Origin of the sequence: Paraburkholderia sp. GAS82 (genome assembly GCF_050436285.1) — a bacterium.
GTDB lineage: Bacteria > Pseudomonadota > Gammaproteobacteria > Burkholderiales > Burkholderiaceae > Paraburkholderia > Paraburkholderia phenazinium_B.
Genome location: NZ_JBNDLX010000002.1, coordinates 507815 through 521675, shown reverse-complemented (window position 1 = coordinate 521675; position 13861 = coordinate 507815). Strand labels below are relative to the sequence as shown.

Here is a 13861-nt window from a genome sequence, read left to right as displayed (position 1 = left end):
ATTACGTTTAACGGTGACATAGCATCCTCCGCGAGTGAACGTTAGATAAGGTGTGTCCCGACTTGTGGTCGGGATATGTTTTTATAATCGATCATTGAGATTGGCACAAGTCTTATGTGACGTCGTGTGTCGCCATATCCTCGATCCACGCTTCAAATGCCGCATACATCACCGGTAAAGATTCCTCATTGGTAGCAATGCATTGCGCACCGTGCACGATCGAAATCGATGCATCGAGATCGCCACTGGTTTCGGTCTGCGCTGCCCGTGCCCGATCCGTGCGCTCGATGGCCTCCTGCGCGAGTGCCCAAGCTTCCTGCGGTGAACGGTTGCATTCATCTGCCAGATAAGCCGACGTCAAACCCTCCCCGGTCATATTGCGCAGCGTTTGATCGAGCGTGAGACTGTTGCCGGCAGACCAGCAATGCTTCACCAGCAAGGGACCCACTTCCGGGTTATCGACGATATAGCCGAGCGTGCGAGTCAGATAAGCGCGGGTCTGCGACGCGGCCATCTTCGCCAGCAGATAGCCATGGTAGTAGACGGCCATGTCGTGATAGAGGGGGTGAGGCATACCCAGCACATAGACGGTATTACTCAAAACACCGAGCATGCGCTGCGTCAACGAGCGCTCCAGATCAAGCACGGACTCCGTGGTGCGCTCTGCATCGTCCATGGCATAGAGGGCCTGCTCGAAGTAAGTCGGCACCAGGTCGCGCCGTTCGTTGTAAGCGAGGAAAGCCCGGTTCGACTCGACCCGCTCACGGATCATCTCGTCAGGCATCGGCTCGCCGTCCGCGTTGCGCGCGTAGCGTCGGATCCAGCAAGGGTCACCCGGCAGCGCTTCGAAGAACTTTGCCTGGGCTTCGAGGTATGCCGGTGTGGTCGGGGCAAAGCCGTGCGAAAAACACGGTGAATTGAGCGCAACGTTCGAAAAGTGAGCGGCGTGTCCCGCTTCGTGAAACAACACGTTGATCCCCCGCAGTCCTGCGCCCGCTTGTTGCGGACGGGCCGTCGAGGTGAAGCGGACGTCGGCAGGCACCCAACCGTTAGTGTCGTCGTGATAACTGGCTACGGGCGACGCGCAAAAGCCGGTAGTGAACTTCCCCGGCCGGTCCAGCAGATCGATTTCGATGCGTGCGCCACGATACGAAACGCCAAGACGCCGGAACGATTCAGCCCAACGCTCCAACGCCTTGCTAAAGGGAAAGTAAGCATCCGCCTTGAGCGCGGCGCCTCCGCGAACTCTGAATGGCAGGTTGTGCGGCTGCAGGACTTCGTCGCCGTACTCGCTGACGAGGCGATCCATCGAAGCAAAATGCGTATTGCGCGTATTCCGTTCAAATTCATCGAAGATCGCAAAGAGCTGTTCCGGGCTCATACCGCTATTGGTGCGCAACCGGTAATCGAAGAAGTCGCGATATCCGAGTTCACGCGCCAATTCGTTGCGCTTCGCCACGATCTCGAGAAAGCCGTTTTCCAGCACCCAGCGTTCGAGTCCAGACAGTGCCTCGTGTGAGCTTTTGCGCGAGGCTTCGTCCGGGTTTGATGCGAGGTTTGAACGCAACGCAGCGGGCGAAGCTTCTTCAGTGCGGCCCGACACGCCGATGTGATGCATCTTGTAGACTTGGCGGCGCGCAAACAGATCGGCGTCCATCGCGATCAGTTCGGCAAGCAAAGTAGACGCACGCTCGCTGCCCATCGCATTGCCTTCGAATGCGGCGACCCAGCCACGCAAACCGCTCACCAACGCGTCGCGCTCAGCGGATTGCTGGGCGGCTTCAACCCTCGCAAGATGTTCTCTGGTCTGCGCGAGGAGCCGAGAGTCGGCGAGGAAGGTCTTGCGTGCAAGACCAGCCGCACGCTGCGCGTCATGTTCATCGCTTTGGCCCGTGTGGGTCAGCCAGAAAAGCTCGCCCTCCTTCCGATGAATCTGCAGATAATCCTGATTGATCTGGTCGAAGAAGGTGCGAGCGTTTTTCATGTACGAAGCATCACTAGAGGCGTTGTTTTGTGTGGCCCGGAAAAGCGGCGAGGGAGAGCGCAATGTTCCGCATTCATCGTAGCGTAGTCGGCATACAGTTGACTTGCTAAGCGGTGTCGCGAGAGCCTGGCTTTGCGCTGCGCTCTCTAAGCGCCTTTAGCATCCAGCGGACTCAAACGCTGTCCATCCACACCGTCCTCGATCTGCCAGCCCTTCGCTCTCAATACGTCGCGCAGACGGTCCGACTCGGGCCAGTCTTTGCGTGCGCGTGCCTCCTCACGCTGACGCGCCAGGTCAGCAACATCCGCTGGAATTTCGAACGTATCCGCCCGCCACTCAGCCAACTGCAACCCGAGCACCGCGTCAAAGACATCAACGGTGGCCCGACGTGTTTCATCGGGCAGCTCGCTCCTGACCAGTTCCCACAGCACGGCCAACGCCCGCGGAAGATTCAGATCCTGATTGACCTCTGCGTTAAAGCGCGCCACAAAATCCTCATCTGCAGTGCCGCCGACGGGCCAGCTCGTATAGGCTTTGCGCAGCCTGTCCAACGCCGCCTGCGCGGCCTCAAGTGCCTCATGATTGAAACGCAGCTTGCTACGGTAATGCGCACCAAGGCAAAGATAGCGGTAGGCCAAAGGATCGATCCCGCGGTCGATCAAGCTCTGCAGCCGCAAGAAGTCCCCACTCGACTTGGACATCTTGGCGGCATCCAAGGTCAGAAAGTGTCCATGCATCCAGAAGTTGGCTGAGCGCGTCCCGTGTCGAGCTTGCGTTTGCGCAATCTCATTGCTGTGATGCACGGCGATGTGGTCTTCTCCACCGCAATGAATGTCAAACCAAGGTCCCAAGTACTTGGCGGACATCGCCGAGCACTCGATATGCCACCCCGGAAAGCCGCGACCCCACGGGCTGTCCCATTCCATTTGCCGCGTCGATCCAGATGGACTGAATTTCCACAACGCAAAGTCAGTCGCGCTGCGCTTCTCTCCTAGCGCAACACGCTTGCCAGCCTGCAAACCAGCGTGATCGAGGCGCGCCAGATAGCCGTAGTCATCCTGCCGGCTCGTGTCGAAGTACACACCGTCGTTCGTCTGATACGTGTAACCGGTGCGTTCCAGTTCGGCAACGAAGGCGATCTGCTCCGCGATGTGGTCCGTCGCGCGGCACCACAGCGTGGGTTCCAGCAGGTTGAGCGCCCGCCAGTCGCTCATGAACGCACGCGTGTAGCGTTCCGCAATCTCCCATGCAGACTCGCCCGTGCGACGGCTGCCCTTTTCCATCTTGTCTTCACCTTCATCGGCATCGGAGACAAGATGGCCGACATCAGTAATATTGACGACGTGCCGCACCTTGTAGCCGTTTAGCTCAAGAACTCGTCGCAGCACGTCTTCGAAAACATATGTCCGCAGATTGCCGATGTGCGCATGGTCGTACACCGTAGGTCCGCAGCAATACAGACCCACGTGACTGGGTTGCAGAGCTGTGAACGGCCGCACAGTGCGCGACCAGGTGTCGTACAGGGCGAGAGACATCGAAGTTTCCGTATGATTTGGAAGGCGAAAAACAAAAAAGCCACCAGTCTTTCAACGGGTGGCCATCAGGAACCAGCTTGAACGTAACGCAAACCAACGCGCTAGACGCAAGCTCCCTCTGGCAGGCTTTGACAGCATGCGTGTTTGCAGCGGACGAGGAAGAGGGCGGAGGCGTTCATAGAATGATGCTAACGCGCGTCTATTTTTTGGTCAATCGGTTTGACGGGCTGCGAGCTAGCCTTCGCCGCGCTAATCTTCGCCGCGCATTGCCCGCTCGGCGGCATCGACGGTCTGCGCGATCAGCGTGGCGATCGTCATCGGACCCACGCCGCCCGGCACCGGCGTCACTGCCGCGCAGCGGCTCGTAAGCCCATCGAGATCAATATCGCCGACACCGCCAGGATGGTAGCCGGCATCGATCACGACAGCACCGTCGCTAATCCAGCGACTCGGGATGAACCTCGGCTTGCCCACCGCGCCCACGACGATTTCCGCGCGGCGTACCTCGGCCTCGAGATCAAGCGTCTTCGAATGACACAAGGTGACGGTCGCGTTCGCATTCGACAGCATCAGCGCCATAGGCTTGCCGAGGATCGCGCTACGGCCCACCACGACCGCGCGCTTGCCGGCCAGCTCGATCTTGTAGTACGCGAGCAGCCGCATGATGCCGGTTGGCGTCGCGGGGCCGAACGCCGGTTCGCCCAGAGCCATGCGGCCAAAGCCGTGGCTCGTCACGCCGTCGACGTCCTTGAGAATCGAGATGCTATCGAAACATCGGCGTTCATCGACTTGAGCGGGCACGGGATGCTGCAACAAGATCCCTTGAACGTTAGGATCGGCGTTGAGCTTTTCGATCTCGGCGAGAACCTCGTCCGTGGTGCTGCTGGCAGGCAGTTTGACCAGACGCGAATCCATCCCGACGCGCCGGCACGCGTTGCCCTTCATCTGCACATAGGTAGCGGAAGCCGGATCGTCGCCGACCAGAATGGTGGCGAGTATGGGCGTCTGGGCGCCGTTGTTTGTCTTGAGCGCGGCTACGCGTGCGGACAAAGACTGTTCGCCCAGCGCCGCGAGCGCCTTGCCGTCCAGGATCACACAATTCAGAGGATTGTTCATGGCTCAGCTCCACACGGTGGTCGCGCTGTAATAGCCGCTACGCTGCAAAAGATGGACGCAATACCGGGGAAATACGACGCCGCGCAGACGATGGAATGCGGGCAATAGAAATGAAGCGAGGGAAATGGCAATACTCGGGGCAGTCATCGGAAGTCTCCTTAAGAGAACGATCAAGATGCCCAGGCGAACGGCGGTGTGACGTCTACGCTTCCCGATGGTGATCCATCTTCTCTCGCCAGTCGCGTAGGCGCCTATGATAACTCACGCTAACACCGGTTATCCTTCAGTCTGCCCGTCACACTCGCGCCACCCCTGCGAAGCACCGTGACCAACAGGTAAAGAACCGTGCGCGTCAACCATCAGGCATTTTTCTGCTCGCTCTTCTTTGCACGGCTGGCCGACCAGATTCTGCTGTTCCTGGTACCACTAGTCGTATTCCAGACGACCCAGAAAGTGTCGTGGTCCGGTATCGCCTTTTTAGTCGAAGCGCTGCCGCGCTATCTGTTCTTCCCGCTCTTCGGCGCGTTCAGCGACCGCTTCTCCCCGCTCAAGCTGATGCGTATCAGCCAGACCTATCGTGCCGTAGTCTGTATCGCAGGGGTCATCGGTTACGCGGCCTTCGGCGGGATCGGCTGGCTGATTGCGCTCTCCGCTTGCTGCGGCATCCTGACGAGCCAAGGCTTCGTCGCCCGCGAAGTCATGCTGCCGCAAATCTTCAAGGCGCATAAGTTCGAGCGCGTGCTGGCGGTCTCCCAATTGGCCGATCAGCTCGGCGTCGTACTCGGCCCAATGGCAGCGGCGCTGCTACTCGGCTGGTGGCGCTGGGAGTTCGTCGTGGTCACCACCGGAGTGCTGTTCCTGATCGCCGACGCGTCGTTTGTGTTGTGGCAGCGCATGAGCGGTTTTCAGGCTATCGCAGCAGAACCGCCCCAAGGCCACTGGACCCAACCGCTGCGAACCGCAGTACAGCATGTCGTGCGCCTACCCGGTCTGACGAAGGTCATTCTGCTGGCCGCCGCCGAGAACCTGGTCATCGGTGTGACGCTGGCCACATCCGCTGCGATGGTCACCGGCATTCACCATCAATCGGGACGCTTTTACGCGGTGCTGCAAACCATCGGCGCAATCGCCACCGTCTTGATTCTGGTGACGATCGCCCGCGCCTCGTTTTCGAGGAAAACGTTGGGTCTGCTGGCGTTTCTGGCAATCTGCCTGGGAGGCGTGCTGGCCGGCGCGAGCCAAGGCCCGTGGGGCTACGCGGTGGGCTTCGTGCTGATCACCGGCTTCGACAAGATGTTCAACGTCTACATTCGAAGCGCCCGGCAAAAGATCATTCCGCCCAAGGACTACGGCAAAACCACGGGCGTCATCATCCTGCTGAACAATATGACCCAGCCGCTGGCGGGATTGCTGGTAGGGGTGTTCGCCAGCCGCGCCCATACGGGTTTGCTGATCGTGACGCTCTCGCTGACGATGGGCGCAATCGGCGCTGTGGCGTCGATTGCGGAGCCATGGCTGCAGCGCAGACGCACAGCCCGCGCGGAGAGTGAATCAGGCTTGTCCAAGGCGGGCATCGCGGAAAGCGAGTGAGCCCGCCGTCGCCTTAGGTCGTTGCTTCGGCCGGCCCGATACGCACACCTTTGAAATGGCCCGCTGCCGGCGGCGCGCCGCACTCGCGCAACAGTGCGCGCAGTTCGTTGATGACCGGAAACACCTCGTGGTTCCAGTCCGCCCCTTGGCGGTCGTGCGCTTCCTGTTCGCGCTCGACGATCCAGCGGTCTTCCTTGAAAATCCGCTCGGTGAACCACACCAGTAGCGGCCACGCCATATCGAGCAGGACCGGAATGCCCGGCTTGCGGATGGACAGCAGGCCGAAGGTGCGGTTGACGCGCTGCTCGCTATCGACCGGCACATACACGATCCACAGGTTCATCACGAGCGTCGAATCCGACGTGCGGATCTGCAGCGTCTGGTACGGATATTCGGTGCGGATGGTCATCACGTCCTTGTCCGCGCCTTGCGTGCCTTTACGGCTCTGGCCGAACACCAGCGCTTCGCCGATCGGCTGCTCGCCGGCCATCCGCGCGAACGTGTAGTCCACCTCGACCCAGCCCTCGCCGCGACGCCGTCCCAGCGACCGCGCCCGCATCTGCCCCATCTGCTTGCGGTGCAGGAACTGATGGTTCATGTCCATCAGGTTTTCGTGCATGAACGAGTAGTGGCACTTCACTTCGCGGCCAAAGCGGCGCGTCTTGTACGCCTTGTCGCCAAGCGAGGCGAGCGGCGGCAACGGGCGCTCCTCAGCCAGCGCAGGATTGCCCGGGAACACGAAGATCAACCCTTGTTCCTCGCGGCACGGGTACGAGCGCACGCCGTTGGGCAGCCGCTCACGGCCGAGATAGGGAATATCGACGCAACGGCCCGTGCAATCGTAGGTCCAGCCGTGATAACAGCAGCGGATGTTTTCGCCGTCCACCACGCCGCCGTGCAGCGGCACCTGGCGATGCGCGCAGCGGTCTTCCAGCGCAAACGTGACGCCCGACTCGGTGCGCACCAGTACGATCGGCTCGCCTGCGAAGGTTACGCCGTGCGCCTTGCCCCGCTTGACCTCATGCGACCAGGCAAGCGGATACCAGTAATCGGGGTGGATCGGAACTCGACGCAAATCGCGAACAGGCGCGTCAGGGCGCGCTTCGACGAATGCCGCGGAAGATACTTCGTCAGATGCATCGGCAATAGCGTCGACAGGCGCATCGATAGTGCTGCTATCCAGCGAAGGAACTCCATGCATGGGCGACGCCTCCTTATAGTCTGAAATCTGGATGGGCCCCCAACAGGATTGGGGCCGACATGGGGAGTCAGTCTACTAGAAGGTGCGCAATTGATGTTTTTGACAATACCTGGGGTTTCCCGCCTGCCGTCAACTTTCGTCGGGTGCGACCAGTCCTGAGCGTCGCTGCACGCCCCAGACGCGGCCACCACGTAAAAAGTGCAGCCATCCCAGCAGGGCGCCAGTGTGGCGGAGCAACTGGAATGTGAAGGGCTCGACTATTGCGGCGACCAGCGCCAATCCCACGCTAGAGCCGACGCGCTGACCCGTCCAGCGGCGGTACAGATGGATGGACCAGACGTAGAAAGCCAGGTCGATGGCGATTTTCGCGCCGATCACGCCAAAAATCGACAGCACCAGCGTCCCATGGCCGCCGACAAGGAAAGCGAGCAGCAACACGAAGGCCGTCAACCCGTAGATGGGCTGCATCGTGTCAATCGCCTTGACCGGCAGCATCAGCATGCCGAGTGTGCCGTAGCGCGGGTTGCCCGTCATATCGCGATTCCAGTACTGCGTCTGCAGGAAGCCCGCAAACCAGCGGCGCCGCTGCCGCAGGAAACTGCCGAGCGTTCCGGGCGCGTCGGTTCGCCCTTGTGCATCGCCGACCACGCGCACATCCCAGCCGAGCCCGTGATCAACCGAATAGCGACGCAACCGGTGGATCAGTTCGTAGTCCTCCACCAGACATTGCGGGTCGAAGCCGCCGACCTCGACCAGCGCCTCGCGCTTGAACGAGGCAAATGCGCCGGAGATCAGCAGCAGGCTGTCGGCACGCATCCACGCAAAGCGGGCAATGAAGTTGCGCATGTACTCGTAGGTCTGGAACCACTGGAACACGCGGCCTGAAAAGGACTTGCCGCAGACCGGCACGAGGATGCCCGCTGCCGCCACCAGCTTCGGTTCGCTCGCGAAGGCCGCCCGCATGGCGTAAGTGGCGTCGTCGTCGAGCAGCGTGTCGGCGTCGACGGTCATGACCGTGTCGGTGGTCATCTCCGTGATGGCGGCGTTCAGCGCCCGCGCCTTGCCGCCGTGCGGCACGCGCAGCCAGTACAGGTTCGGATGCAGCGAGCTCGGCGCGCTCAGGTGGCCATCCGGCGCCGCCGTCAGGCCAAAGCGTCCGGTCAGGAGCGCGGCGGTATCGTCGGTCGAGCCGTCGTCGGCAATCACGATCTGCTCCGGGCCGTGCGTTTGCCGCAGCAACGCAGCCAGCGTGATCGGCAGCACCGCTGCCTCGTTATGCGAGGCGACGATCACGCCCATGCTGGGCAAACTGCGTCGATCCGAAGCCGGATCGAGCGGTGCCAACGGCCGCATGAGCGGTAGCGTCTTGACTGCGACGAATACGAGCAGAAGGGTGTCGTAAAGCACGTACGCAATCCCCGTCGACCATGCCACCACGCCCTGCAGAAAGAACGCCCGCGCGAACAGCAGCAGCCACAGCGCCACGACGCTGAGATGGATCACCGTACTCGACAATGTGGCCGGGCGAGGCACGATACGGGGCGAAGCGAGCGCCAAGGCTTGTTCCAGAGTTCTCTTCAAAATAGCGGCTGAATCTGTCGATACTGCGTGGTTGAATGGTTGAGCTTGTGGGTCAGAGTCGTTTGGCGAAGACGCGTTCCTCAAGGGATCATGCGCTTTAGCACGGACTTGCGATCGATCCACTCATGCTTGAGCGCACCGCCTACGTGCATCGCCAGCAGGGCGTAAAGCGCGTAGCCGAGCCACGTATGCAGCGCGCCAAAGCGGTCATGCAACGATTCCTTGAGCGTCGGATCGAGGTTCATCACGTAGCCGATACGCGGCCACGGAAACAGGTTGAACAAACGCATCGGATGCGTCGCGGCGTCCTTCCATGCCGAGTCGTGCAGCCAGCCAGAAAGCGGCAGGCCGATCATCAACAGGTAAAGCAGAAAATGCGCGACATGGGCGGCGATCCGCTCCCATGCGGGAAACGCGGCCGGCAACGCGGGCGGCTTATGCGAGACGCGCCACAGGATGCGCAGCAGCACGAGGCCGAGCACGGTAATGCCGATCGACTTATGCGTGTCGACCACGGGACGCACCCAGTCGTCGGGCAGCGAATCGGCGCTCAACCCCAACACCACATTGCAGATAATCAGGATCGCGATGATCCAGTGCAGGACCATTGCCGTGCGGGTGTAGTGAGAGACCGCCTGCACGCTGCTGGCGTCGGTTAGCGGAGAGTTTGCCTGAGTGCTCATCGGTAATTCCGTCCGAAAGGTGCGCTTATGCGAAAGCTTTTTGAAATTTAAATGGCCGTGAACCGGGCAAAAGCGCCGACGCCTGAATGCAACGTCATCGCAGCTAATAGTGCTAACGTCGCCGCGCGGCGATTTATTCCCAGAATGCCCTTATAGGCAGATTTCTGCTCGTTTCAACGGCGCTGTGCCGCTTCCCGAATCAGACGAACCGTGGCGAAAATCGCAATCTTCCTACGAAATTGCATCAGGCGTGCGGCAGCCACACATCTCGCGTGCGACGCATTGCCGCCAGCTGCCAGTATGCGCAGAGTAAAGATGCCGGGCATGTGGTTTACACATAGGTTCGCGGCCGCCTGCATGGCATAATCTGCGCCAATCATCGCCCCTTCTCATGCTCGACGCACAGCATGCTTCGCCTCCGCCTTCAGAAAATCGGCAGTTTGTTGGGATTGCTTGCAATCCTGATGAGCACGCTTGCGCCGACCGTTTCGCAGGCGCTCGCGGCACACGACAGACTTGGCCAGGCGCTGGCCACTTACTGCTCGGCGGACCCGGATAACAGCCAGGTCGAGAAGACGGACAAGTCGTCGCCTTCGCCTACCTGGCATTGGCAGGCCTGTGCGTATTGCGGCATGCTGGCCCACGTGCCGGTGCTGCCCGGCACGGCTACGGTGTTCGTGGCCGAACTATCGGTTGCGCGCGCACCGGTTCCCGTCACGCGCGACGCCGTCCACGTCCCCCTCTTTTATACCGCGGCCCAGCCGCGCGCGCCTCCCGTTCTCTCCTGACGTGTTCTGTACCTGAACCGCATCCGCGCTGCGCAAGCAGTCGCGGGATGTCGCCGCACAACCACGCGGCGCAGCATCAAGACAATTAGGAGAAGAATTAGATCATGCGTACGTTTTTCAAACGACACGCGGCGCCGGCACGCGCCGCTTTGATGGCGGCTGCGGGCGCCACCTGCCTCGCCGGTTCGCCGGCGGCTTCTGCTCACGCGGTAGTGGGTGACCGCGTCTTTCCCGCCACGCTGACCGTGGACGACCCCGGCGTCGGGGATGAATTCGACACCCAGTTCGGTCACATCAAGAGTCCGGACGACAACGGTGACAACATGAACGTCAATACGGTCTCTTATGAATGGGACAAGCTGATCACGAAGAACCTGGCCTTCAGCGTTTCGAGCGATTACGTCAGCCAGAACGACCCGAACGGCGGCTCGACGAAGGGCTGGGACAACGTGACCATAGGCGCGAAATATCTGCTCTACGCGAACGCGCGGCATGAATTCATGGCGTCGATCGGGCTCGAGGCGGAGATCGGTGGCACGGGCTCCAGGTCGGTTGGGAACTCGTTTTCGACGTTCACGCCGGACTTTTACTTCGGCAAGGGCTTCGGCGATCTGCCCACCTCGCTCAGCTATCTGCGGCCGTTCGCGATCACCGGCGAACTCGGACCGAACCTCACCACGGCGTCGTCCGCCAACGGGCCGAATTCATTCGGCTGGGGCTTCACGCTGCAATACAGCATTCCGTATCTGCAAAGCCAGGTAAAGGATCTCGGCATTCCGCAGCCTTTCAAGAACATGGTGCTCGTCGTCGAAGCGCCGATGAGCACTTGTACGGCGGGCGCTTGTGCCGGTCAAACCACCGGCACCATCAACCCGGGCTTTCTCTGGCTTAACCGCTACGGCCAGTTCGGCATCGAAGCGCAGATTCCGGTCAATCACCTGACCGGCAATCACGTGGGCGTGCTGTTCGATGCGCACCTGTACTTCGACGACATCTTCCCTAACTCTCTTGGCAAGCCGCTCTTCAACTAAATGAAAAACACTCTCCTGAACTCATCTCTGGCGCGCGGCCTCGTTGCCGCGCTGACGCTGACCGTCGCGCAGCTCGCGCACGCTCATGCATACCCGACTCACCAGGCGCCGTCCGCCGGGTCCACCGTGACCACCTCGCAAAAGGACGTGGCGATCGATTTCGACGATGGCCTCGAGCCGGCCTTCAGCGCGATCACCGTGACCGATGCGCAGGGCAAGCCCGTGACAAGCGCGAAGGCCGTGGTCGATCCGGCGAACAAGAAGCATATGTCGGTCGCGCTGAACCCGCTCACGCCGGGTGACTACACGGTCGCGTGGGTGGCGGTCGCGGAAGATGGCCACCGTACGCAGGGCCACTACACCTTCACGGTGAAGTAACGGTGGATCCGCTCGTCGTCGTACAGATCGTCGTCGAAGCTGCGCAAGACGTGCTGTTCGCGGTGGCGGTCGGGGCGCTCGTATGCAGTGCGATGCTGGCACGGGTGGATGACACCCGCGCCATGGCGTCTGCTACCGGGCTGGGACGCTCGCGGTTGGCGGCACTCTGCGCACTCTCGCTCGCCTGCGTGCTGTACCTGTGGTTGGAGGCTGCTGTGATGAGCGGTACGCCGTTGCGTGAGGCTGGTCCCGTGGTGGGCGCGGTGCTGACGCAATCGCACTTCGGGATTGCGTGGTCGGTGGGTTTTGCCGGCGTGGTGCTCGCAAGTTTCGGCAGCGCGCGTCATAGCCATGCGGCGTGGTGGCTAACGGCAGCGGGTATGGTCGTCTATGTGGCGGGGAAAGCTGCAGCCAGTCACGCCGCGGACGCAGGCGATTTCACCCCGCGCGAAGCCGTGCATGTGCTACATCTCGCGGCGACTGCGTTGTGGGCAGGTAGTGTGATTGTCGCGGCGCCGCTGTTGTGGTGTGGAGGTGCCGGAGCGGCGACAGCGGTGGCGGATGTCGCGCCTGGCAACCGTGTGAAGTTCTGCACGTACCTGTCGCATCTGGCAACCGGCGCGCTCGCAGCTGTGATCGTGACCGGCATCTATAACGCTACGCAGGACACGGCGCATCTGACTACGCCGTTGCTCGACGTGGTGTATGGACGCGTGCTGACTCTCAAGCTGATACTCGTCACGTTGGCGGTATTGCTCGGTGCCTATAACCGGATGATCCATCTACCACGCTTGCAACACACGGTGACCGGTGATGGACAAGCCTATCGCAATGCGCAGCGCAGCTTCGACCGGCTGCTCGCCGTCGAAGCCGTCGCAATGGTGGCGATCTTGATCGTGGCAGGCGTACTGGGCCACACGTCGCCCTCGGGCGGCTAGACCATGGTTTGCGGATGCGCTAGCGCTTCGATGGCGCGCTGGTGCATCCGTCCCTCCTCTACGCCAACTTAACGACGCGCAATCAGCGCGATCGATTCCACTCGCTCATCAAGCCAGCCCTCCGCGGCGTGCGGTTCAAGCAGAGATCGCAAACGCGTCACCAGTTCGTCGAGCCGCGCACCGAGGCGCTCCGATGACAGGCTCGACATCGACAACGCTCGCGCAATCAACGATTCCAGCGCGACGCGCCGCTTCTCGATGAACGACACGCGTTCGAGCGAAGCAAACGCCGACTTGAACAAGACGGATTCGTGACTCTCCCAACTATCGGATTTGCGCTGCTCGCGCGCCGGATCGGTTTGCGCGTATTCGTCGAGCAACGCGCGGTACGAGTCGAGCCATGGCGTCGACGCGTCGTTCGCATGCGAGGTGCCGAAGAGCACCACGGCGCCCGATGGGTCGATCAGCTTGTCCAGACGCGCGAGCGTATCGGGCCGGTCCATCCAGTGAAAAGCGCGGCCGATGACGGCAATCTGAAAACGGCCCCACTCTGGCGAGAGATCGTAGGAACTGCCCAACCGGTATTCGATGTTTGCGGCAACGCCGAGTCCCAGTCCCGAGGCGATGCGCAGCATTTCGGGTTCAGGGTCGAGCGCCACGCCCGAGTCCACCCATGATGAAAATGCCAGCGAGAGTTGCCCCGGTCCGCAGCCGAGGTCGAGCAGGCGTTGCGTGCCGTCGAGCTTGCAGGCTTCGGCCACGCGGCGGATCAGGCGCGGTGAGTAAGCGGGGCGGCCGCTCAGGTAGTGAGCGGCGTTGTTCTTGAAGCGGTCGGGTACGAAGGGGATGGGTGTGGTCATGGGCGGGTTGGGGAAACCGAGCTAACAGGACATGGAGGGAGCAGGCAGTTTCAGAGTATGACGCCGTGCCGCGTTCGATGTCGAGACCGGCGTAGTGCATTTCATTCTTTTGGGCTCCCGGACAGACTCGCGAGCCAGAACGTTGTGAGGCTCTCTTCAACCGCCTGCCGCAAATC

General features: G+C 61.3%; 13 protein-coding genes and 1 riboswitch. Of the genes, 5 read left to right on the top strand and 8 right to left on the bottom strand.

Going from position 1 to position 13861, the window contains the following annotated elements; all coding sequences use genetic code 11:
• Positions 1-112: 112 nt before the first annotated feature.
• The 4 genes from P3T17_RS08710 to P3T17_RS08695 all read right to left on the bottom strand — a co-directional run bounded on the left by P3T17_RS08710 (position 113) and on the right by P3T17_RS08695 (position 4782).
• On the bottom strand, positions 113-1984 hold the full coding sequence (locus tag P3T17_RS08710) for a M3 family metallopeptidase (RefSeq protein WP_429406064.1): 1872 nt from the start codon (positions 1982-1984) through the stop codon (positions 113-115).
• A gap of 146 nt (positions 1985-2130) precedes the next feature.
• On the bottom strand, positions 2131-3519 hold the full coding sequence (cysS, locus tag P3T17_RS08705; RefSeq protein ID WP_429406063.1) for a cysteine--tRNA ligase: 1389 nt from the start codon (positions 3517-3519) through the stop codon (positions 2131-2133).
• 249 nt (positions 3520-3768) lie between these two features.
• Positions 3769-4635, bottom strand: coding sequence for a tetrahydrofolate dehydrogenase/cyclohydrolase catalytic domain-containing protein (locus P3T17_RS08700; protein WP_429406062.1), 867 nt, complete (start codon positions 4633-4635; stop codon positions 3769-3771).
• 3 nt (positions 4636-4638) lie between these two features.
• Entirely contained in the window at positions 4639-4782 is a 144-nt protein-coding gene (locus tag P3T17_RS08695) for a hypothetical protein (RefSeq protein ID WP_429406060.1), read from the bottom strand.
• 23 nt (positions 4783-4805) lie between these two features.
• Positions 4806-4888: riboswitch (ZMP/ZTP riboswitch) on the bottom strand.
• 92 nt (positions 4889-4980) lie between these two features.
• Between P3T17_RS08695 and P3T17_RS08690 the strand changes: the two genes are divergently transcribed.
• Entirely contained in the window at positions 4981-6225 is a 1245-nt protein-coding gene (locus P3T17_RS08690; protein WP_429406059.1) for an MFS transporter, read from the top strand.
• Positions 6226-6238: 13 nt separating this feature from the next.
• On the opposite strand, the gene P3T17_RS08685 is transcribed toward P3T17_RS08690, so the two are convergent.
• From P3T17_RS08685 to P3T17_RS08675, 3 genes are all read right to left on the bottom strand, one after another.
• Entirely contained in the window at positions 6239-7426 is a 1188-nt protein-coding gene (locus tag P3T17_RS08685) for an aromatic ring-hydroxylating oxygenase subunit alpha (RefSeq protein WP_074266983.1), read from the bottom strand.
• Between the two features lie 129 nt (positions 7427-7555).
• Positions 7556-9007 (bottom strand): glycosyltransferase family 2 protein, encoded by a 1452-nt coding sequence (locus P3T17_RS08680; protein ID WP_429406058.1) that lies wholly within the window; start codon positions 9005-9007, stop codon positions 7556-7558.
• Positions 9008-9087: 80 nt separating this feature from the next.
• On the bottom strand, positions 9088-9690 hold the full coding sequence (locus P3T17_RS08675) for a cytochrome b (protein ID WP_429406056.1): 603 nt from the start codon (positions 9688-9690) through the stop codon (positions 9088-9090).
• Positions 9691-10097: 407 nt separating this feature from the next.
• On the opposite strand from P3T17_RS08675, the gene P3T17_RS08670 reads away from it, so the two are divergent.
• From P3T17_RS08670 to P3T17_RS08655, 4 genes are all read left to right on the top strand, one after another.
• Positions 10098-10478, top strand: a complete 381-nt coding sequence (locus tag P3T17_RS08670; RefSeq protein ID WP_429287374.1) for a DUF2946 domain-containing protein — start codon at positions 10098-10100, stop codon at positions 10476-10478.
• A gap of 104 nt (positions 10479-10582) precedes the next feature.
• Entirely contained in the window at positions 10583-11509 is a 927-nt protein-coding gene (locus P3T17_RS08665; protein ID WP_429287375.1) for a hypothetical protein, read from the top strand.
• Entirely contained in the window at positions 11510-11887 is a 378-nt protein-coding gene (locus P3T17_RS08660) for a copper resistance CopC family protein (protein ID WP_074266977.1), read from the top strand.
• Between the two features lie 2 nt (positions 11888-11889).
• Complete coding sequence (locus P3T17_RS08655; protein WP_429406054.1) at positions 11890-12825, top strand: copper resistance D family protein; 936 nt, start codon at positions 11890-11892, stop codon at positions 12823-12825.
• A 68-nt stretch (positions 12826-12893) separates the two neighbouring features.
• On the opposite strand, the gene P3T17_RS08650 is transcribed toward P3T17_RS08655, so the two are convergent.
• A complete protein-coding gene (locus P3T17_RS08650; RefSeq protein WP_429406052.1) occupies positions 12894-13685 on the bottom strand; it encodes a class I SAM-dependent methyltransferase in 792 nt (263 codons plus the stop codon).
• Positions 13686-13861 lie beyond the last annotated feature (176 nt).

Coding starts and splice junctions, on each gene's coding strand:
- P3T17_RS08665 (WP_429287375.1), top strand. CDS start 10,583: ATGCGTACGTTTTTCAAACGACACGCGGCGCCGGCACGCGCCGCTTTG.
- cysS (WP_429406063.1), bottom strand. CDS start 3,519: ATGTCTCTCGCCCTGTACGACACCTGGTCGCGCACTGTGCGGCCGTTC.
- P3T17_RS08695 (WP_429406060.1), bottom strand. CDS start 4,782: ATGACTGCCCCGAGTATTGCCATTTCCCTCGCTTCATTTCTATTGCCC.
- P3T17_RS08650 (WP_429406052.1), bottom strand. CDS start 13,685: ATGACCACACCCATCCCCTTCGTACCCGACCGCTTCAAGAACAACGCC.
- P3T17_RS08685 (WP_074266983.1), bottom strand. CDS start 7,426: ATGCATGGAGTTCCTTCGCTGGATAGCAGCACTATCGATGCGCCTGTC.
- P3T17_RS08710 (WP_429406064.1), bottom strand. CDS start 1,984: ATGAAAAACGCTCGCACCTTCTTCGACCAGATCAATCAGGATTATCTG.
- P3T17_RS08660 (WP_074266977.1), top strand. CDS start 11,510: ATGAAAAACACTCTCCTGAACTCATCTCTGGCGCGCGGCCTCGTTGCC.
- P3T17_RS08670 (WP_429287374.1), top strand. CDS start 10,098: ATGCTTCGCCTCCGCCTTCAGAAAATCGGCAGTTTGTTGGGATTGCTT.
- P3T17_RS08700 (WP_429406062.1), bottom strand. CDS start 4,635: ATGAACAATCCTCTGAATTGTGTGATCCTGGACGGCAAGGCGCTCGCG.
- P3T17_RS08675 (WP_429406056.1), bottom strand. CDS start 9,690: ATGAGCACTCAGGCAAACTCTCCGCTAACCGACGCCAGCAGCGTGCAG.